Origin of the sequence: Caulobacter endophyticus (genome assembly GCF_029543245.1) — a bacterium.
Classification (GTDB): domain Bacteria; phylum Pseudomonadota; class Alphaproteobacteria; order Caulobacterales; family Caulobacteraceae; genus Caulobacter; species Caulobacter endophyticus_A.
In genome coordinates this window covers 136,534-154,884 of sequence record NZ_JARQWV010000006.1, presented here as the reverse complement: position 1 = coordinate 154,884, position 18,351 = coordinate 136,534, and the positions used below count along the sequence as shown (strand labels likewise).

The following is an 18,351-nucleotide window of genomic DNA, read 5'->3' as shown; positions in this document are numbered from 1 at the left end:
CGCGAGACGCCGTGCTGTTCGGCGTCTCCACCGATGGCGACAAGCGTTACTGGGACGAGCGTGACGGCGCCCTGATGGTCGTTCGGGAGGACGGGTTTATCACCCCGGCCGAGTTGGAAATCTTCTGCCTGAAGGACGACCTCGTCTACTTTCGCGCCGACGGGCTGGACGTGCCCGTCGATGTCGGCGGCGTAGTTCCCGTCGCAGTCGGGCTTGGCGATGGCGAGCGGGATCGAATGACCAAGCCGTCATGGCGGAGCAATGGCTTTTCGATCCGCGCTCGGTTTCAGCTGAAGATATCGCCGGCTGAACTTCGGGCGATGCTGACCGGGCCGAGGCTGGCGACACGCATGGCGTTCGAAAGCGAGCCCGGGCGCAACTTTGATCACCGCAGCTACAAGGCGCCGCCGGCGGCCCTGATCGATCGTCTGCTTGCTCATTGCGGCGAGCGGGAGGCCCCGCCGCCGGATCTTGCCGGGCGCTAGCTGGCGGCGCTTCGCCGGAAACGCGAGCCGCCGCCTTCGTAGCCGATCGCCTCGAAGGCGCTGACCGCGCCCTTGGCGTCGCGCTCGAACACCACCCGGCGTCCCGACTCGCCGGCCACCGCGAAGGTCTCGCCGCCCAGCGGCAGCAGCACGGTCAGCGGCCGGCGGCCGCGCTTCATGGCCAAGCGCCCGTCGACCTGCACGATCTCGACCGCGCCATAGGCTCCCAGATAGTCGGCCAGCGGCCTGGTCGCCGGCGGCGCGGCTTCGGCGCGCAGGCTCTCCAGCGCCCAGCGGGCGTCCTGGGCGGCGGGGCCGGTGGCGGTCTTCAGTACGGTTTCCAGCGCCAGGGCGCGGGCGGTGTCCAACGCCTTGGCGGCGGGAACGGCGACGTCGGGCTGCACCCCGTCGCCTTCCCAGTTGGTCTTGGTGATGGGGCTGACCGGCGAGCCGTTGGAGACGAAGATCGAGAAGCCGCCGGCCACCTGTACGGGACCGCCCGGATTGGCCGCGCCGCCGCTGGCCTCGCCGACGATCACCGCCCGCTTGGCGTTCTTCAGCGTGTAGGCCAGGGCCTCGGCCGCCGAGCCGGTGCGGCCGCTGATCAGCACGTAGAGCGGGGTTTCGAGACGCGGGGCCGGATACCAGTCCACGGGGGCCTCGCTGCGGTCGCCCTCGCGGCCCTTGAAGGTATTGTAGATGTCGGCGCCCTTGGGCGTGAAGGCGCTGGTCAGATAGCCGACCATGGCCGGCGAGCCGCCGCCGTTGTCGCGCAGGTCGATGATCACCGCGTCTGTGTTGGCCACGGTCTGGAGCGCCGCCTCGATGGCCTTGCGGGCCGGGGCGTCGGGCTGGCCGAACTCGAAGTGGGCGAACATCCGCATGTCGATGTAGCCGAGATTGCCGTTCAGGATCTCGACCCGGCGGATCCCGTAGTTGGCGCGCTTGATTGGATCCATGCGCGGCAGGCCGGATGCGGCCACCGCCGACGGACCGGGCGCGGCGCGCGGGGCGGGCGCCGGCTCGGCCGACCATGAGACGTTGAAATGATGGTCCAGAGGCCGCAGGCGCTCGCTCAGCGTGGTGGCCAGGTCGCGCGGGTCGGTCAGGCGGTCGTAATTTCCCTTGGCGGCCTCGGTCCGCAGTTGCGCCGCGACCGCCGCGCCCTTGGCGGCGTCGTAGTAGTTATCGGCGATCGCCTGGGCCACGCCCTCGACCACCGGGCGGGGCGCGACCTCGGCGGACCTGGCCTGCCAGGCCGCCATCAGGCCGACGGTGAGGATGAACAGCGGGGCGAGCGAGCGCATCGGCGGCGTCCTGGCGAAAACAGCGCTGGGAGAACAGCATTCGCCAAACCCGGCGGCCAATGAATAATCTTTAAGGCGAGCCGGACGCTCGGCGCCAAACGGGCGCCACGAAGCGTCACTATCGCCGGCGGTGCTTGCCCGCGACGACAACCGCGTCTAGCAAGACCTGTCGGGCTCGCCCGACCCCCATTCGCAAAGAGCCCCGCGCGCATGACCGAAGCCGTCGAGACCACGCCTCCCGAAGAAGAAAAGGGCGGCGCCGTCAACGAATTCATCGAGATCGTAAAGACCGTGGCCTATGCGCTGGGCATCGCCCTGGTGCTGCGCGTGCTGCTGTTCCAGCCGTTCACGATACCGTCGGCCTCGATGGAGCCCAACCTCTATCAGGGCGACTACATCATCGTCTCGAAGTTCTCGTACGGCTACTCGAAGCACTCGATCCCGTTCAGCCCGCCGCTGTTCAAGGGCCGGATCTTCGGTTCGGCGCCCAAGCGGGGCGACATCATCGTCTTCAAGCTGCCGCGCGACGGCCATGTCGACTACATCAAGCGCCTGGTCGGCCTGCCTGGCGACAAGATCCAGGTCCGCGGCGGTGCGCTCTACATCAACGGCCAGGCCGTCAAGCGCCAGGAGCAGGCCGACGTGCTGGTCGACAGCGGCTACGGCTTCACCCAGCCGATGAAGCGCATCCAGGAAACCACGCCCGAGGGCCGCACCTACCTGACCCAGGCCGACGCGGGCCCGGACACGCAGGGCGACAACACCGGCGTCTACGAGGTTCCGGAAGGCTGCTACTTCTTCATGGGCGACAACCGCGACAACTCGGCCGACAGCCGCTTCAACCCGGGCATCTCGCCGTTCAAGACGGACTCGGGAACCTGCAAGTGGAACTACGAGAACGACCAGTACACCGGCGACGCCATCGGCGTGGGCTTCGTCCCGGCCGAAAACCTGGTCGGCAAGGCGCAGATCATCCTGCTGTCGTGGAACGCCGATGCGCACCTGTTCAAACCGTGGACCTGGTTCATGGACGCGCGCCCGAGCCGCTTCTTCCGCGTGCTGAAGTAAGATCATGGCCGTGAAGGACAGACGGGTCGCCGCCGTCGGCGACCTGGAGCGCCGGATCGGTCACCGGTTCGAGGACCGTGAACTGCTCGAGCGGGCGCTGACCCACGCCAGCGTCGGCGACGGCGCCAAGGCCAAGGTGCGCGACAACGAGGTGCTGGAGTTCATCGGCGACCGGGTGCTGGGTCTCCTGGCCGCCGAGGCGCTTTCCGAGCGCTTCCCCAAGGCCAAGGAGGGCGAGCTCGCTCCGCGCCTCAACGCCCTGGTCAGCCGCGAGACCTGCGCCCGGGTGGCCAAGGGCGCCGACCTTGGTCCGGCGCTGCGCCTGTCGGCCTCGTCGAGCAAGATCGGCGGCCGCGAGACGGAATCGATCCTGGCCGGCGCCTGCGAGGCCTTGATGGCCGCCCTCTATCAGGACGGCGGGCTGGAGCTGGCCCGCAGAGTGTTCCTCGACCTGTGGTCGGAGGAGTTCGATCGGGCCGGGCAGGGGCGTCCGCGCGATCCCAAGACCGCCCTGCAGGAATGGGCCCAGAGCAAGGGTCGGCCGCTGCCGAGCTATCGCGTGCTCGACCGCACGGGCCCCGACCATGCGCCGGAGTTCACCGTCGAGGTAAGCGTCAAGGACGTCGATCCGGCCATCGCCAAGGGCAAGTCCCGCCAGGAGGCCGAGAAGGCCGCCGCCAAGGCGCTGCTTGAGCGGGTGGCGGGCTGAAATCCTCCCCCTGATGGGGGAGGTGGCCGCGAAGCGGTCGGAGGGGGCAGCGGTTGCTGAGGCGGAAGATGCTTCCCCCTCCGTCGCCTCTGGCGACACTTCCCCCTTCAGGGGGAGGATTTTGGGCGCTGCTGTGCTACACGCACGCCCAATGACTGAAAACACCTCCAATACCCGCGCCGGGTTCGCCGCCATCATCGGCGCGCCGAACGCCGGCAAGTCCACCCTGGTCAACCGCATGGTCGGGGCCAAGGTCTCGATCGTCACCCAGAAGGTGCAGACGACGCGCTTCCCCGTGCGTGGCGTCGCCCTGGCCGGCGACACCCAGATCGTCCTCGTCGACACCCCCGGGATCTTCAGCCCGCGGCGGCGTCTCGACCGCGCCATGGTCCGTTCGGCCTGGGCCGGTTCGGAAGAGGCCGAGGTCACCGTCCACCTCGTCGACGTGCAGGCCGAGCTGGCCGACCGCGCTCGCAACGCCACCCCGGCCGAGCACCGCGCCGTGCAGGACGTCCAGACCATCATCGAGGCGCTCAAGGAGAGCGGCCGCAAGGTGATCCTGGCGCTCAACAAGATCGACGGCATCAAGCGCGACACCCTGCTGGCCGTCGCCAAGGACTTCTTCGACACCGGCGTCTACACCGACGTCTTCATGATCAGCGCCGAGACCGGCGCGGGCGTCGACGACCTGACCGCCAAGCTGGCTTCGATGATGCCGGAAAGCCCCTGGCTCTATCCGGAAGACCAGACCGCCGACCTGCCGGCCCGCCTGCTGGCCGCAGAGATCACCCGCGAGAAGATCTATCTGCGCGTCCACGAGGAACTGCCCTACGCGGCCTCGGTGGAGACCACCTCGTTCGAGGAGCGCGCCGACGGCAGCGCGCGCATCGAGCAGACCATCTATGTCGAGCGCGAGGGCCAGCGGGCCATCGTCCTGGGCAAGGGCGGCCAGGTGTTGAAGTGGATCGGCCAGGCCTCGCGCGAGGAGCTGCAGGACATCCTCGACCGCAAGGTCCACCTTTTCCTTCACGTGAAGGTCAAGGAGAACTGGGCCGAGGAACGCGGCCTGTTCAGCGACATGGGCCTCGATTTCGACGTCTAGCCGTAGACGTCGGCGACGGGCCTGCCTCGGCGCTGGTGCTGGGCGGGAACCAGCGGCTGGTCGGTGATCACCACATCGGCCGTGCCAGCCGTCAGCGACTGAAGCTTCAGTCGCAGGTCGCCGGCCTCGCGCTGGGCCAGGATGAAGGCCTCGCCGTCGGCGCGGCTGGAGAACAGCAGCTGGCGGTCGCCATAGGGCCTCCAGGGCGAGCGGCTGAGGGCGGCGATGCCGGCCTCGGCCTCGTCGAACAGGGCCTGTTCCCACTCCTGGATCTTGGCGCTGCGATGCGCCTGGAGCTTCGCCGAGTCGTCGAAGGTGGCGATCTTGCGGGCGGCGACTTCTTCGGACACGTCGGCCTGGCCGACGGCGGCGACGAAGGCGGCGCGGGCCTTGGCCAGGCGCTCGGGATAGCCGGCGTGATAGAGCTTGGCGGCCTCGCGGGCGACGGTGATGCGTTCGCGGGCGGCGTGGCGGTCGCCCGCCGTCAGCAGCACTTCCGGGTCCAGCCGGATCTCACGGGCGCAAGCGTCCAGCGCCTTGGTCAGGTCGGCCCGCGCGGCCTGCTCCTCGGCGAGCGAGCGCGCATTGACCTTGGCCACGGCCGCTTCCATGCCCTTCACGTCGCCGGCCTTGTAGACCTCGACCTGATGCCGGGCGAAGGGGCTGAGGAAGAGGCAGAGGAAGATGATCGCCAGCAGGCCGTTGAAATAGGCCGGGCCGCGGGCCTCGTGCTTCCAGCGCACATAGCCGAAATAGAGAAGGCACCAGAACGCCAGCGTTCCGAGGATGGTCGGAATAAGCGCGGCGTTGAAGGCGGCCGTAAGGGCGCTTGACGAGAAGCCGGACGAAAACTGCGGGCCATAGACCTGGCCGTAGGCGATGGCCCCGCCCGCAGCGGCGAGAGCGACGATCGCGAAGGCCGGCCAGGTGATCGGCGGCTTGGGCCGGCGGCGCGGCGCGTATCCGGTGAAGGCGTCGGTCATGGCGTGTCCCCCGGCGCCGGACAGCGGCGCCTGCACGCTGCTAGCAAGCGTCGCTGTTCGGCACAACTTCTGGTCGCCTGTGAGGCGAGCCGGCGGACTTGACTTCGCGGGCCTGGGGCAGCCTTTGAGCGGACCAGAGCCATGGAAGGCCAATCCGTTGCGTCCCGCAGATCACTCCCTCGCTTCGTCCTCCGATACGCCTGTCGTCGATCTCGACGCCTATTTCGCGCGCATCGGCTATGACGGCCCGCGCGCGCCGACGCTCGGGGTGCTCAAGGCGATCTGCCAGAAGCACCCCGACTCGATCCCGTTCGAGAACCTGGACGTGCTGCTGGGGCGGGGGATCAGCATCGTTCCGGCCGATGTCGACGCCAAGCTGATCGGGGCGGGCCGCGGCGGCTACTGCTACGAACAGAACAGTCTGCTCAAGCGCGTGCTGGACGCCCTAGGGTTCGAGGTCGAGGGGCTGATGGCCCGCGTGCTGTGGATGGCGCCGGAGGGCGCGCCGCCGCGTCCGCGCTCGCACCAGGTTATGGGCGTGACGCTGGATGGCGAGACCTGGCTGGCGGACGCCGGCTTCGGCGGCTGCGTGCTGACCGCGCCGCTGCGCCTGTTCGCCGACGGCGAGCAGCACAGCCCGAACGGCGCCTTCCGCATCGTCGACGCCGCGCAGGACGGCGTGGTCGAGCGCCAGGTGCAGGCCGACCTGTCAGGCCGCTGGGCGCCGCTCTATCAGGTCGCCCAGGGCGCTTGGGCGAGCGTCGACTACGAGCAGGCCAACTTCTTCACCTACACCCACGCAAGCTCGCACTTCACCTGGAGCATGACGGTCGGGCGCACCACGCCCACGGCGCGCTACGCCCTGAAGAACAATCGCCTGACCCACCGCGACGCCACCGGCGCCCTGGTCGAGCAGCGCGACCTGTCGGTCGACGAGCTGGAAACGATCCTGCGCGACATCATCGGCTTGCCGGTCCAGCCCGACTGGCGTCCGGTGCTGGAGAAGGTCGTGGCCTGGGGAACGCCGTCTTAGTGGAGCCGCCGCGATGACGGAGTGGGAGGACGACGCCTTCGTACTGTCGGCGCGGGCGCACGGCGAGACCGGCGCCATCGTCGAACTGCTGACCCAGGACCGGGGCAAGTTCGTCGCCCACGTGGCCGGCGCGGCCTCGCGGCGGATGAAGCCGTTCCTGCAGGCGGGCGCGCGGGTCATCACCCGCTATCGCGCCCGGGTCGCCGACCAGATGGGCTCGGCGCAGCTGGAGCCGATGGGCAAGGGGCCGTCGTCCTTGTTCGACGATCGCCTGGCCCTGGCCGGCCTTCAATCGGCCGCGGCCGTCGCCGCTGGGGCCTTGCCCGAGCGTGAGCCGCATCCGGGCGCGTTCCTGGCGCTGGAGACCCTGATCCGGGTGCTGGAGATCCCCGACATCTGGCCGGCGGTCTATGTGCGCTATGAGGCGGGGTTGTTGCAGGACCTGGGTTTTGGCCTGGACCTGTCAAAGTGCGCGGCCACCGGCGACGTCGACGATCTGATCTATGTCAGTCCGCGCACGGGGCGGGCGGTGAGCCGCAAGGCCGGCGCGCCCTATCAGGACAAGCTCTTGCCGCTGCCGCCGTTCCTGCTGTCGTCGCAGGGAGGGCTTTCCGACGGCGACGTGAAGGCCGGTCTCGACATCACCGGCCACTTCCTTGAGCAGTTCGTGTTCGGACCACTGAACCGGCCGCTGCCGCCGGCCCGCATGTGGCTGCTGGACCGGCTGGGCGAGGCGGGGCGGCTGTAGAGGCCGCCCCGGCCAGGCTTAGAAGAACACCTTGCGCACGCTCAGGCGCACGCTGCGGCCCAGCGGATCCAGATAGTCTTCCTGGTAGGTGATCGGCGTGCCGCCGGCGGCGTTGCGCACCTGCTGCTTCTCGTCGAACAGGTTGGTGACGCCGAAGGTCACCCGCGTGCCGCGCAGCACCGGATACTTGGCCACCAGCTCGCGGCGGGCGCCGAGGTTGGCGAACAGGCGCAGGTTCACCGTCGTCAGGTCGGAGAACTTCAGCGTGCCCGTCGAGCTGCCGGTGGTTCCGCCGGTGACCTCGGTGGCTTCCTTCCAGTTGGCGGTCAGGCGCGCGCCCATCCCCTGCTTGGTGAAGCCGAGCTGGGCCTCGAGCTCGTTGCGGGGCGAGCCGCCGCTGTTGCCCAGGGCGTCGCCGTCCAGCAGGTCGAGCGGGTTTCCGCCGTCGGTGATGTAGATCCGGTCGCGCAGGCGCACGGTGTGGAAGAGGGCCAGTTGCAGGCGCGCGGCGCCGAGGCCGGGGGGCGGGCCGCCAAAGCCGCCGGGACCACGGCCGCCGAAACCGCCGCCAGGGCCGCCGGGACCGCCAAAGCCGCCGCCGGGGCCGCCTTGGTCGCCGCCCGGACGCGGACCGTCGGAGGGCGGCTGGGCGTTGTCGCCGCTTGCGGGCTGATCACCGCCGCGACGCTCGCCGCCTTGGCGCATGGCGCCTTGCAGCAGCTCCATGCCCGGAGGCTGGGCGCCTTCCGTGGTTTGGGTCTGGCCTTGAGCCGTCTGGGCTTGAGCCTGCTGGCCGCTCGCCGCCTGGCCGTCCTGGCCGCGGCGGCCTTCGCCCCGGCCTTCGCCGCCCTGGCGTTCGCGCCAGCGCTGCATCTCCTCGGGCGTCGGGGTGGGGCGGGGCGGGGTCTTGCCGATCTGGCGGCTGTAGTTGAAGCCCCAGCGGATCTGGTCGCTTTCGCGCTTGGCGAAGTTCACCGGGCGGGCGTCGATGCGGACAAGGCGGCCGTCCTCGTCACGCACGAAGCGGTCGGGGAAGGCGTCCTCGGTGGCGGCCGTGGCGCTGGGGAAGGACGAGATCGGGTTGTCGGTGCGGGTGCGCATGTAGCTGGCGTTGATCGACAGCCCTTCGACGACCGGCGGCTTGAGGGTGAAGCCCAGCCTGACGACGTTCTTTTCCTCGGCCTTCAGGTCGGGGTTGCCGCCGGTCAGGCGCGAAATCAGCACGCTTTCGCCGCGGACATAGTCGAAGGTGGTCACGTCCAGGGTCGTGACCTGGGCGCCGCCCAGTTGCGACATGCTGGGCGCGGTCTCCTGGTTGTTCACCGAGACGATGAAGCTGATCGGCTTGAGCGGCGACCAGTTGAGCCCGTAGCCCACCGAGGTCAGCGTCCCGAAGTCGGAAAGCTGGTTGGCCGACAGGTTGAGATTGGCCGACAGGTCGCCGACCTTGGCCATGAAGTTGTTCTTGCGGCTGGTGATCGGCACGTCGAAGCTGACCTGGCCGCTGGCCGTCCCGCGCGACAGGTCGGTGCTGCTTTCGGTGGCGACCTCGGCGCCATTGCGCCGTGACCAGGAGTCGACCCAGGCGCCTTCGGCTCCCAGCTTGATGCTGCTGGAGATGTCGCCCGCCGGCAGGCGCGTCAGCGCGCCGTTCATCACCAGCTGGGTGTTGAGGGTGTCGCTGGTCGAACTGGCGCGATCCTTCAGGAAGCTGCCGGTGGGCAGGCCCGCGCGCGGGTCGAACGTCGGGTCCAGGTCTTCGAGCCGGTCGTTCAGGTCTGTGACACGGGGCGCGCGATCGGTGCTGGTGCGGCTTTCGTCGTGGTCGTAGTTGCCGGTCAGGTTCCAGCGCCACGACTTCATCGAGCCGTCGAGGGTGAAGCCGCCGTGGGCGTTCCAGGACCGGCTCCACTGCTCCATGGCGCCAAGGTCGGTCAGGTAGCGGTAGACGGTCTCGTCGGCGCCCGACAGCGAGAAGGGGCTGGCCGCCGGCACGTCCAGCTGCGCCCGCGCCAGGCCCGACAGCGATTGGCTCTGGTCGTAGGACAGGCTGCCGTTGACCGTGGCCGAGATCCCGTTCTCAAGAATGCGGTTGTAGACACCGTTGTACGACAGGCTGTCGGTGCGCGGCCGCAGGGTGCGGTAGGGCGTCAGGTCGCCGACATAGTTGTCGCTGGCCCCGCGCGAGATGATGTCGCGGTCGCTTTCGAGCAGCTTGTCGCTGTGGGCGTACTTGAAGGCGGTGTTCAGGCGGCCCTGGCGGTTGAGGCGCAGGGTGCTGGAATCGAACTGCTCGGTGGTTTGGCCGCCGTCGGTGGGCGAGGCGACGCTGATCTCGCCGGTGCGGGCGCGGAAGCGCTGGCGCAGCACGATGTTCACCACCTTCTGGTCGGCCGAGTAGCCGTACTTCAGGGCCACTTCCTCGGGCAGGATCTCGACCCGCTGGATGGCTTCGGTGGGGATGTCGCGGATCTCGCCCATGCCCGAGATGCGGCGGCCGTTCAGCAGGGTGACGGGCGCGCCGCCGCCGGCGCTGGCGGTCTGGGCCGACAGTTCCGACAGCAGCTCGGTCACCGAGCTGACGCCCAGCGAGCGCACGTCGGCGGCGTTGAAGGTGGTTTCCGGCTGGATGTCGCCCAGCACCGCGCCGTACTGGCGCTGGCCGGTGACGACGATGCCCTCGACCTCGGTGTCGAGGTCGGCGTCGGACGGGATCTGCTGGGCGGGCTGGCGCGGGGCCTGGGTCGGCGCGGCCGTTTCCTGGGCATGCAGCATCGTCGGCGTGATGCAGCCCAGCAGACCCGCCAGGAGGGCCATCTTCCTCGTCATTCCAATCCCCAAATCTCGAACCGAATCCCTCGATTGCAGCCTCTGTAACGCACGCAACCTCGACGTAGCCTGAACGAACTGGTTCAGGTTCGGTTTGGGTTCGTCGGCTAAGGATTGCGGATGCGCATCCTGTTGGTCGAAGACGACGCGCCGCTGGCCGAAAGCATTGCACAGGCCCTGCGCGAAGAGCAGTTCGCGGTGGATATCGCCGCTGACGGCGAGACCGGCGCGCACCTGGGCGCCACCGAAACCTACGCCGCCGCCGTGCTGGACCTCGGCTTGCCCAAGCAGGACGGCCTTTCGGTGTTGCGCGGCTGGCGCGCCCAGAACCGCCCGCTGCCGGTGCTGATCCTTACCGCCCGCTACGGCTGGACCGAGAAGGTCGAGGGCTTCAAGGCCGGGGCCGACGACTACCTGACCAAGCCGTTCCGGGTGGAGGAGCTGGTCATGCGGCTGCGCGCCCTGGTGCGGCGCTCGGCCGGTCACCACGGTCCGCGCATCGTCTGCGGCCGCCTGACCTTCGACGCCCAGATGGGCGGGTTCGAGTTCGACGGCATGCCGCTGAAGCTGACCAGCTTCGAGTGGCGGGTGCTGTCGTGCCTGATCCTGCGCAAGGAGGTGGTGGTCGAGCGGATGGACATCCTGGAGCAGGCCTATGAAGGCGACGCGGGCGGGGATTCCAACTCGCTGGAGGTCATCGTCGGTCGGCTGCGGCGCAAGATCGGCCACGAGATGATCGAGACCGTGCGCGGCCGCGGCTATCGCCTGACGGCGGGGGCGGCATGAGGATGCTGAACTCCATCCGGGCCCGGCTGCTGATCAGCGGCGTGTTGTTCACCATCGTGGCGGTGGTGCTGGCGGCCCTGACCATCCGTCCGACCCTCGACCAGTTCGTGCGCCGCAACGTCGACGCCAGCCTGGAGTCGCAGATCTCGGTGCTGGCGCGGGCGGTGAAGTCCGACGGCTCGCTCGACCAGGATCGCATCCAGTCGGTCGGCCCGTTCATCCGTCGCGGCGCGGGCTGGGCCTGGGTGGTCAAGGGGCCGGCGGGCGTGCTGCGCTCGCAGACCGTGGCCGCAGTCGAGCCCAGGCAGGGGGAGGGGCCGCCGCCATGGCCGCGCCCGGAGCGTGACCGCGACCGGGACCGCATGCCCCAGCGCGAGATGCGTCCCGACAAGCCGCCGACCGCGCCGCTGAAGGAGTCGCGCCGCTGGCGCTCGCGCAGCGGCTGGAATGAGAGCTTCTATTTCCGCACCCTGACCATCAGCACCAGCCGCGGACCGGTGACGGTCACCGCCGGGGCGCCGCGCTACATCCGCGACCGCATGCGCGACGAGGGCCTGCGGCCGTTGCTGCTGTCGCTGGGCGTGCTGGGCGTCGGCTTGCTGGCGGCGATGATCGGTCAGCTGGAACTGGGCCTGCGACCGCTGCGCAAGCTTGGGTCGTCGCTGGCGGCCGTGCGTGCGGGCGAGCAGCGCCGCATCGACGACAAGCAGCCGCGCGAGCTGCAGCCGGTCGTCGCCGAGCTCAACGCCCTGCTGGACCACAACGAGCAGGCGCTGGCCAAGGCGCGCAGCCACGTCTCAAACCTGGCCCATGGTCTGAAGACCCCGCTGGCGACCCTGGCCGTGCGCCTGGCCGAGCCGGGACGCGATCCCGACGGCAGCCTGGCCAGCCTGATCGCCCAGATCGATGGGGCGATCGGCCATCACCTGGGCCGCGCCCGCGCCGCCTCACCGGGCGCGCCTGGGCGGCCTGCCTTGCCGGTCAGGTCGCGGCTTGAGGACCTGGTGGCGGCTCTGTCGCGCATCCACGCCGCCGCCGGCGTGCGGGCCGAGCTCGACGTGGCCGAAGACCTGCATGTCGCCTGCGACCCGCAGGACTTCGACGAGATGACCGGCAACCTGCTCGACAACGCCTGGAAGTTCGCCGAGCGCACGGTGCGGGTCACGGGCCGCCGCGAGGGCGCCCGCGTGGTGCTCGACATCGACGACGACGGTCCGGGCCTGACGGACGAGGCCGCCGCCGCCGCCCTGGTGCCGGGCAGCCGCCTGGACGAGCGCGGGCAGGGGCATGGCTTTGGCCTGCCGATCGCTCTGGAACTGGCCGAACTGCACGACGGCGCCCTGACCCTGGGGCGGGCGCCGATCGGCGGCCTGCGCGTGACCCTGGCCCTGCCGGCCCGCAGCGCCGAGGGCTGAGAAACACGAACGTTCCCAATGCCGTGATCGGTCGGGCAGGCGACCAACAGCCCTGCTTGGCATGCTAAGCTCGCGGCGAGGGCTGTAATGAAAACCTACACGTTCGTCTGCTTGGCCGGAAACCAGGTCGCCACCGCAGTCGATATCCAGGACCTGGCCGAGGACGCCTACCGGCGCCACGCCTTGTCGCTGTTGCGTGACCACGCCAGCGCCGAGACGATCGAGGTGTGGCAAGGCGAGGCGGTAATCGACCTCGTCGAGCGGGCCGGGGCCTTTCTTGGGGCGCCCGCCGCGGGTTGAGGCGCAAAAACCCGTCGCCGCCTCGAATCGAGCGCCGCATATCTGCTAGGCTGACGGGCCGAAACGAATCTGACTGATGAACAAGCCCGTCATTCCTCCCCCCGGCGGTCCCGGCGACGGCGACCGCATCCTCGAAGAGCCGCTGACCGAAGCGCTGTCCAAGCGCTATCTGGCCTATGCGCTGTCGACCATCGGCTCGCGGGCGCTGCCCGACGTCCGCGACGGCATGAAGCCGGTGCACCGTCGCGTGCTCTACGCCATGAGCAACATGCGCCTGAACCCCGAGGCCGCCGCGCGCAAATGCGCCAAGGTGGTCGGCGAGGTGATGGGTAACTTCCACCCGCACGGCGACCAGTCGATCTACGACGCCCTGGTGCGTCTGGCCCAGGACTTCTCCCAGCGCATCCCGCTGGTCGAGGGGCAGGGCAACTTCGGCAATATCGACGGCGATAACGCCGCGGCCATGCGTTACACCGAATGCAAGATGACGGAGGCGGCGACGCTTCTGCTCGACGGCATCGACGAGGACGCGGTCGACTTCCGCCCGACCTATGACGGCCAGGACGAGGAGCCGGTGGTCCTGCCGTCGGGCTTCCCCAACCTTCTGGCCAACGGCTCGGCCGGCATCGCCGTCGGCATGGCCACCTCGATCCCGCCGCACAATCCGGCCGAGCTGATCGACGCCTGCCTGCTGCTGCTGAGCAACCCCGAAGCCACGACCGCCGACATCCTCGAACGCGTGCCGGGCCCGGACTTCCCGACCGGCGGCGTCATCGTCGAGCCGGCCGCGTCCCTGCTCGAAACCTACGAGACCGGTCGCGGCGGCATCCGCACCCGCGCCAAGTGGGAACGCGAGGAGACCGGCCGCGGGACCTACCAGATCGTCGTCACCGAGATCCCGTATCAGGTGAAGAAGTCGGATCTGGTCGAGCAGCTGGCCGACCTGATCGAGAGCAAGAAGGCCGCCCTGCTGGGCGACGTCCGCGACGAAAGCGCCGAGGACATCCGTCTGGTGCTCGAGCCGAAGTCCAAGAACGTCGAGCCCGAAGTGCTGATGGAGAGCCTGTTCAAGCTCTCGGCGCTGGAAAGCCGGTTTTCGGTCAACATCAACGTGCTGGACGCGCGCGGCACGCCGGGCGTGATGGGCATCAAGTCGGCGCTGATGGCCTTCCTGGCCCACCGCCGCGAGGTGCTGACCCGCCGGGCCCGCCACCGCCTGGCCAAGATCGAAGCCCGCCTGCACATCCTCGACGGCCTGCTGATCGCCTACCTCAATCTCGACGAGGTGATCCGCATCGTCCGTTACGAGGACAAGCCGAAGGAAAAGCTGATGGCGGCCTTCGCCCTCAGCGACATCCAGGCCGACGCCATCCTCAACACCCGCCTGCGCCAACTGGCCAAGCTGGAGGAGATGGAGATCCGCCGCGAGCACGCCGAACTGGTGGAAGAGCGCGACGGCATCCTGGCCATGCTGGCCAGCGACAAGAAGCAGTGGGACCTGGTCGGCACGGGCCTGCGCCAGGTGCGCGCCTCGCTGATCAAGATCAAGCATCCGCTCGACAAGCCGCGCCCGACGGGCGTGACCGGCCGCTCGGTGTTCGACGTGGCTCCGGTGGTCGACGCCGAAGCGGCCATCGAGGCGATGATCGTGCGCGAGCCGATCACGATCATCCTGTCCGAGCGCGGCTGGATCCGCGCCGCCAAGGGCAAGATCGACGACCCGTCCGAGCTGAAGTTCAAGGAAGGCGACAAGCTGGGCTTCCTGGTTCCGGCTGAGACCACCGACAAGCTGCTGCTGTTCACCTCGGACGGCCGCTTCTTTACGATCGGCTGCGCCAACCTGCCGTCGGCGCGTGGTCACGGCGAGCCGGTGCGGATGATGATCGAGCTCGACGACAAGGTGAAGATCATCGACGTCTTCCCGTTCAAGGCGGGGCGCAAGCGCATCCTGGCCTCCAAGCAGGGCTACGGCTTCCTGCTGCCGGAAGAGGAGGCCCTGGCCAACCGCAAGGCGGGCAAGCAGGTGCTGACTGTCGACGCCTCGGGCGCGGCCTTCTGCCTGGAAGCCGTCGGCGACCAGCTGGCCGTGGTGGGCGACAACGGCAAGATCCTGATCTTCCCGCTGGAAGAGCTGCCGGAAATGCCGCGCGGCAAGGGCGTCAAGCTGCAGGCCTACCGCGAGGGCGGTCTGCGCGACGGCCTGTCGTTCAACGCCGAGACCGGCGCCTACTGGATCGATACGGCCCTGCGCCGTCGCGAATGGACCGACTGGCAAACCTTCGTCGGCCGCCGGGCCGGCGCGGGCAAGCTGGCGCCCAAGGGCTTCCCGACCCAGAAGCGCTTCCGTCCCAAGTGATGTGATATGGCGGGAGCCGGCGCGTGCGGCGCCATGCTCTCGCCAACCCTCTGAGAGAAAAGTCGACTTATGAGCTTGTGGCGCAAGTCCGTCGGGGCCCTGGCCGGGTTCCTGGGCCTGACCGCCGCCCATCCGGGCGTGGCGAGCGCCTTGCCGCGCGCCAAGCCCGAGGCGGTGGGGTTCTCGTCCGAGAAGCTCAAGCGGGTCGACGAGACCATGCAGCGCCTGGTCGATCAGGGCCAGATCGCCGGCGGCGTGACGCTGCTGGCCCGCCACGGCAGGGTGGTCAGCCAGACGACCTACGGCAAGCGTGCGCTGGACCTGCCCGAACCCATGCCGGCCGACGCCATCTTCCGCATCCGTTCGGAGACCAAGCCGGTCACGGGCGTGGCCATGCTGATCCTCTATGACGAGGGTCGCTGGAAGCTGGACGATCCGGTCACCAAGTTCATTCCCGAGTTCGAGAACCTGCGCGTCGCGAGCGGCGTCGACGCCTCGGGCCGGCCGATCCTGTCGCCGATCAGCCGCCCGCCGACCATGCGCGAGCTGATGACCCACACGGCGGGCTTCGCCTACGGCATCGCCGACGACCCGGGCAGCCAGGCCGACCAGGCCTATTACCGGGCGGGCGTGCTGCAGTCGGACTCGCTGTTTTCGATGGTGCAGAAGATCGCCGGCCTGCCGATGTACGCCGAGCCCGGCAAGCTGTGGCGCTACAGCGTCGCGGCCGACATCCAGGGCCTGATCGTCGAACGCCTGTCGGGCCAGGCCCTGCCGGTGTTCATGCAGCAGCGCATCTTCAAGCCGCTGAAGATGAAGGACACCGGCTTCTGGGTTCCGGCCGACAAGGTCGCCAGGCTGGCGGCGATCTACGATACCGATCCGGCGACCGGAAAGCTCGCGCCCGCCGTCGAGGGCGGCTGGCGCGACGTCACCCGACCGCCCCCGGCGCCGTCCGGCGGCGGCGGCCTTTTGTCGACGGCCGGCGATTTCGCCCGCTTCGCCCAGATGATCCTCAATGGCGGCGATCTCGACGGCGTGCGCATCCTCGAGCCGGAGACGGTGGCGATGATGCGGCTCAATCACCTGCCGCCCAGCTTCCAGGTGACCACGGACGGCACCTCCGGCGTGCTAAAGCCAGGTCAGCAGAAGCCTTTCCCGTTCGCGCTGGGCATGGGCTACGGCCTCGATGTCGCGGTGGCCGTCGACCCGGCGGCTTCCGGCGCGCCCGTGGGGCCGGGCACCATCAGCTGGGGCGGCAGCGCCGGCACCTGGTTCTGGATCGACCCGGCCAACGACCTCTTCTTCGTCGGCATGATCCAGCGTCTGGGTGGCGTGGGGCCAGGCCTCGACGCCGAGACCCGCAAGTGGGTCTATCAGGCGCTGGAAAAGCCGCCGGTCCGCCAGGCCGCCAACACGCCGCCTCATACCCCGCCGGCCCCTGCCAAGGCCGCTCCCAGCGGACGCGCGCCCTCCATCCGCTGAGGCTTTGACCCCAAGCGCTTGGATTTCCCGTCTTTCCTCGCTATCACGCCCGCTTCGGCGGGCCGTCCCGCCCCAAGATTTCGAAAGCCGACCCGATGAGCGATACGCCTCCCGACCGCCTGTCCGCCAATCCCGACAGCCCGTACTACGACGCCGAAGCGCTCGAGCGCGGCGTCGGCATCCGCTTCAAGGGCGTCGAGAAGACCAATGTCGACGAATACTGCGTCAGCGAAGGCTGGGTGCGCGTGACCGCCGGCAAGACCGTCGACCGCAAGGGCAACGCCATGACCATCAAGCTGCAAGGCGAGGTCGTGCCGTACTTCCGCGACGCCGAAACCTCGGCCGAGTAGGACGCGCGTGAGCGATCCCGACCTGCAGGCCATGGCCGACGACGAGCTGTCGCGGGCCATGACCCTGTCCTGGCGCGAGCTGTCGAAGGTGATTCCCTGGGGAGACACCTTCGACGGCATTTCGCCCGCCGGCCGCAATGTCGAGGTCGAGCGCAACTACCTGTGGGCCGCCCAGGAAGGCGGCGACATCCTGTGCGAAGTCGCCGTCTATGGCGGCGAGACCCGCTATGACCAGGGTGCCCGCGCCCGCGGCGTGATTTCCCGCCGCTGATCCCAACCTTCACCGTGCAAGCGTCACGCGTATGCGTTAACCGTAACGCTGATCGTTGAACGGCGCGCGCGGGAGGGGTGGGGTGTATCAATCCGAGTTTCCGGTCGAGACGCCGGTGCCGATCTTCGATCCGACCCTGCTGGCCGGCATCGCCCTGATCACCCTGGCCGTCGCGGCCCTGGCCTTCTGCGCGGGGCGCTTCACGGGCCGCAAGGGCAGGGACGAGCGCTGGCGCGACGTGCCCAAGACCATTCACAAGGCGATCCTGGCCCGCTGCGTGGCCGCCACCAGCGCGCCGACGGGCGAACTGCTGCGGCGGGCCGAGGAGCTCGTCGCCGAGGTCGAGGCCAGGGTCGGGGCGCTGATCGAGTTCGCCGCCTGCGGCAAGGCGCTCAAGAGCCTGGAGAAGGCCTGCCTGGGCCAGTTCCCCAAGCCTGAGGCCAAGCACGAGCCCAAGGCTTCCAAGCCCTGCACCTGCGGCCACGAGGCCAAGGCGGAGAGCAAGCATGGCCATGAGGCCGAGCCCGCGCCGCCTGCCGTCTGCAAGGCTCCCGCGCCCTGCCAGTGCGTGATCTGCTGCGTGCCGGTCACCATCGGTGGGTTGGCGCTGGCTACGCCGCAGGTGAAGATCAGCAGCAAGCAGACCGTCATCGTCAACGCCAACTGCGCGCCAGCCCCGGCTGCGGCCTCCGCGCCCGCGCCCCAGCCCCACGCCTGCACCTGTGGGGCCGGCGGTCACGGCAAGGGCCACGAGGACGAGCACAAGCCCGAGCCGCCGCTGGAGTGGAGCGAGCACATGCGCCGCCTGCGCCTGGCCGTGGTCGAGTTCGCCGACGTCTGGAACAGCCCCGACAACCTTCGCTTGCTGGAGCGCTGCCAGAAGCAGCTGACCCATACCGAGGCCGCGCCGAAGGCCGGCCACGGGCGCGACGACGGCCATGGTGGCGGCCACGGTCACTGAAGGCGCCGCTTGGTTGGGCGCGGTTAGGTGCGTATGCTCATGGCGCGGGCGAAACGCCCGCTTTCCGCCACGGTTGAGGGCGGGTGATTGAGAGCGTTTTCATCGCGGCGCCAGATCGAGGTGCGCCTGCGGTGGGTTGCCAGGGCGTGATTCGGCGTAGAGA

At 69.3% G+C, this 18,351-nt stretch carries 17 protein-coding genes; 14 read left to right on the top strand and 3 right to left on the bottom strand.

Translation table 11 applies throughout. The features are described 5' to 3' along the window. Positions 1 to 11: 11 nt before the first annotated feature. Positions 12 to 485: a hypothetical protein gene (locus P7A99_RS07810; RefSeq protein ID WP_277793342.1), complete on the top strand. Its 474-nt coding sequence runs from the start codon at positions 12 to 14 to the stop codon at positions 483 to 485. On the opposite strand, the gene P7A99_RS07805 is transcribed toward P7A99_RS07810, so the two are convergent. Beyond that, positions 482 to 1,792, bottom strand: coding sequence for a S41 family peptidase (locus tag P7A99_RS07805; protein WP_277793341.1), 1,311 nt, complete (start codon positions 1,790 to 1,792; stop codon positions 482 to 484). The two genes, P7A99_RS07810 and P7A99_RS07805, sit on opposite strands and share 4 nt — an antisense overlap. A gap of 210 nt (positions 1,793 to 2,002) precedes the next feature. Here P7A99_RS07805 and lepB point away from each other — a divergent pair, with 210 nt between their 5' ends. From lepB to era, 3 genes are all read left to right on the top strand, one after another. Next, positions 2,003 to 2,860 carry a signal peptidase I gene (lepB, locus tag P7A99_RS07800; RefSeq protein ID WP_277793340.1) on the top strand — a complete coding sequence of 286 codons (858 nt, stop codon included), beginning with the start codon at positions 2,003 to 2,005 and terminating at the stop codon, positions 2,858 to 2,860. Between the two features lie 4 nt (positions 2,861 to 2,864). Then, complete coding sequence (gene rnc / locus P7A99_RS07795; RefSeq protein WP_277793339.1) at positions 2,865 to 3,569, top strand: ribonuclease III; 705 nt, start codon at positions 2,865 to 2,867, stop codon at positions 3,567 to 3,569. A gap of 151 nt (positions 3,570 to 3,720) precedes the next feature. After that, the gene (era, locus tag P7A99_RS07790; protein ID WP_058350501.1) at positions 3,721 to 4,671 is read left to right on the top strand and encodes a GTPase Era; all 951 of its coding nucleotides are present in this window, start codon (positions 3,721 to 3,723) and stop codon (positions 4,669 to 4,671) included. Here the strand turns inward: era and P7A99_RS07785 are convergent. Further along, positions 4,668 to 5,654 carry a hypothetical protein gene (locus P7A99_RS07785; RefSeq protein WP_277793338.1) on the bottom strand — a complete coding sequence of 329 codons (987 nt, stop codon included), beginning with the start codon at positions 5,652 to 5,654 and terminating at the stop codon, positions 4,668 to 4,670. The genes era and P7A99_RS07785 overlap by 4 nt on opposite strands. Positions 5,655 to 5,811: 157 nt before the next feature. Between P7A99_RS07785 and P7A99_RS07780 the strand changes: the two genes are divergently transcribed. Then, positions 5,812 to 6,687 (top strand): arylamine N-acetyltransferase family protein, encoded by an 876-nt coding sequence (locus P7A99_RS07780; RefSeq protein WP_277793337.1) that lies wholly within the window; start codon positions 5,812 to 5,814, stop codon positions 6,685 to 6,687. A 13-nt stretch (positions 6,688 to 6,700) separates the two neighbouring features. Continuing rightward, entirely contained in the window at positions 6,701 to 7,435 is a 735-nt protein-coding gene (gene recO / locus P7A99_RS07775; RefSeq protein ID WP_277793336.1) for a DNA repair protein RecO, read from the top strand. Between the two features lie 18 nt (positions 7,436 to 7,453). Here recO and P7A99_RS07770 read toward each other — a convergent pair whose 3' ends face one another. Beyond that, on the bottom strand, positions 7,454 to 10,264 hold the full coding sequence (locus P7A99_RS07770; RefSeq protein WP_277793335.1) for a TonB-dependent receptor: 2,811 nt from the start codon (positions 10,262 to 10,264) through the stop codon (positions 7,454 to 7,456). A 120-nt stretch (positions 10,265 to 10,384) separates the two neighbouring features. Here P7A99_RS07770 and P7A99_RS07765 point away from each other — a divergent pair, with 120 nt between their 5' ends. From P7A99_RS07765 to P7A99_RS07730, 8 genes are all read left to right on the top strand, one after another. After that, entirely contained in the window at positions 10,385 to 11,050 is a 666-nt protein-coding gene (locus tag P7A99_RS07765) for a response regulator transcription factor (RefSeq protein WP_058350497.1), read from the top strand. Positions 11,051 to 11,052: 2 nt separating this feature from the next. Next, a complete protein-coding gene (locus tag P7A99_RS07760; protein ID WP_277793334.1) occupies positions 11,053 to 12,465 on the top strand; it encodes an ATP-binding protein in 1,413 nt (470 codons plus the stop codon). Positions 12,466 to 12,552: 87 nt separating this feature from the next. Next, positions 12,553 to 12,765, top strand: a complete 213-nt coding sequence (locus P7A99_RS07755; protein WP_109101161.1) for a hypothetical protein — start codon at positions 12,553 to 12,555, stop codon at positions 12,763 to 12,765. 76 nt (positions 12,766 to 12,841) lie between these two features. Further along, entirely contained in the window at positions 12,842 to 15,121 is a 2,280-nt protein-coding gene (gene parC / locus P7A99_RS07750; RefSeq protein WP_277793333.1) for a DNA topoisomerase IV subunit A, read from the top strand. A 69-nt stretch (positions 15,122 to 15,190) separates the two neighbouring features. Continuing rightward, entirely contained in the window at positions 15,191 to 16,606 is a 1,416-nt protein-coding gene (locus P7A99_RS07745) for a serine hydrolase domain-containing protein (protein WP_277793332.1), read from the top strand. A gap of 95 nt (positions 16,607 to 16,701) precedes the next feature. Continuing rightward, positions 16,702 to 16,956: a DUF3297 family protein gene (locus P7A99_RS07740; RefSeq protein ID WP_101717660.1), complete on the top strand. Its 255-nt coding sequence runs from the start codon at positions 16,702 to 16,704 to the stop codon at positions 16,954 to 16,956. A 31-nt stretch (positions 16,957 to 16,987) separates the two neighbouring features. Then, the gene (locus P7A99_RS07735; RefSeq protein ID WP_101717683.1) at positions 16,988 to 17,227 is read left to right on the top strand and encodes a hypothetical protein; all 240 of its coding nucleotides are present in this window, start codon (positions 16,988 to 16,990) and stop codon (positions 17,225 to 17,227) included. Between the two features lie 82 nt (positions 17,228 to 17,309). Further along, on the top strand, positions 17,310 to 18,188 hold the full coding sequence (locus P7A99_RS07730) for a hypothetical protein (RefSeq protein ID WP_277793331.1): 879 nt from the start codon (positions 17,310 to 17,312) through the stop codon (positions 18,186 to 18,188). The last annotated feature ends 163 nt before the right edge of the window (positions 18,189 to 18,351 follow it).

Excerpts from the sequence above, each read along its gene's own strand:
- P7A99_RS07805 (WP_277793341.1), bottom strand. The coding sequence starts at position 1,792 with ATGCGCTCGCTCGCCCCGCTGTTCATCCTCACCGTCGGCCTGATGGCG.
- lepB (WP_277793340.1), top strand. The coding sequence starts at position 2,003 with ATGACCGAAGCCGTCGAGACCACGCCTCCCGAAGAAGAAAAGGGCGGC.
- rnc (WP_277793339.1), top strand. The coding sequence starts at position 2,865 with ATGGCCGTGAAGGACAGACGGGTCGCCGCCGTCGGCGACCTGGAGCGC.
- era (WP_058350501.1), top strand. The coding sequence starts at position 3,721 with ATGACTGAAAACACCTCCAATACCCGCGCCGGGTTCGCCGCCATCATC.
- P7A99_RS07785 (WP_277793338.1), bottom strand. The coding sequence starts at position 5,654 with ATGACCGACGCCTTCACCGGATACGCGCCGCGCCGCCGGCCCAAGCCG.
- recO (WP_277793336.1), top strand. The coding sequence starts at position 6,701 with ATGACGGAGTGGGAGGACGACGCCTTCGTACTGTCGGCGCGGGCGCAC.
- P7A99_RS07770 (WP_277793335.1), bottom strand. The coding sequence starts at position 10,264 with ATGACGAGGAAGATGGCCCTCCTGGCGGGTCTGCTGGGCTGCATCACG.
- P7A99_RS07765 (WP_058350497.1), top strand. The coding sequence starts at position 10,385 with ATGCGCATCCTGTTGGTCGAAGACGACGCGCCGCTGGCCGAAAGCATT.
- P7A99_RS07760 (WP_277793334.1), top strand. The coding sequence starts at position 11,053 with ATGCTGAACTCCATCCGGGCCCGGCTGCTGATCAGCGGCGTGTTGTTC.
- P7A99_RS07755 (WP_109101161.1), top strand. The coding sequence starts at position 12,553 with ATGAAAACCTACACGTTCGTCTGCTTGGCCGGAAACCAGGTCGCCACC.
- parC (WP_277793333.1), top strand. The coding sequence starts at position 12,842 with ATGAACAAGCCCGTCATTCCTCCCCCCGGCGGTCCCGGCGACGGCGAC.
- P7A99_RS07745 (WP_277793332.1), top strand. The coding sequence starts at position 15,191 with ATGAGCTTGTGGCGCAAGTCCGTCGGGGCCCTGGCCGGGTTCCTGGGC.
- P7A99_RS07740 (WP_101717660.1), top strand. The coding sequence starts at position 16,702 with ATGAGCGATACGCCTCCCGACCGCCTGTCCGCCAATCCCGACAGCCCG.
- P7A99_RS07735 (WP_101717683.1), top strand. The coding sequence starts at position 16,988 with ATGGCCGACGACGAGCTGTCGCGGGCCATGACCCTGTCCTGGCGCGAG.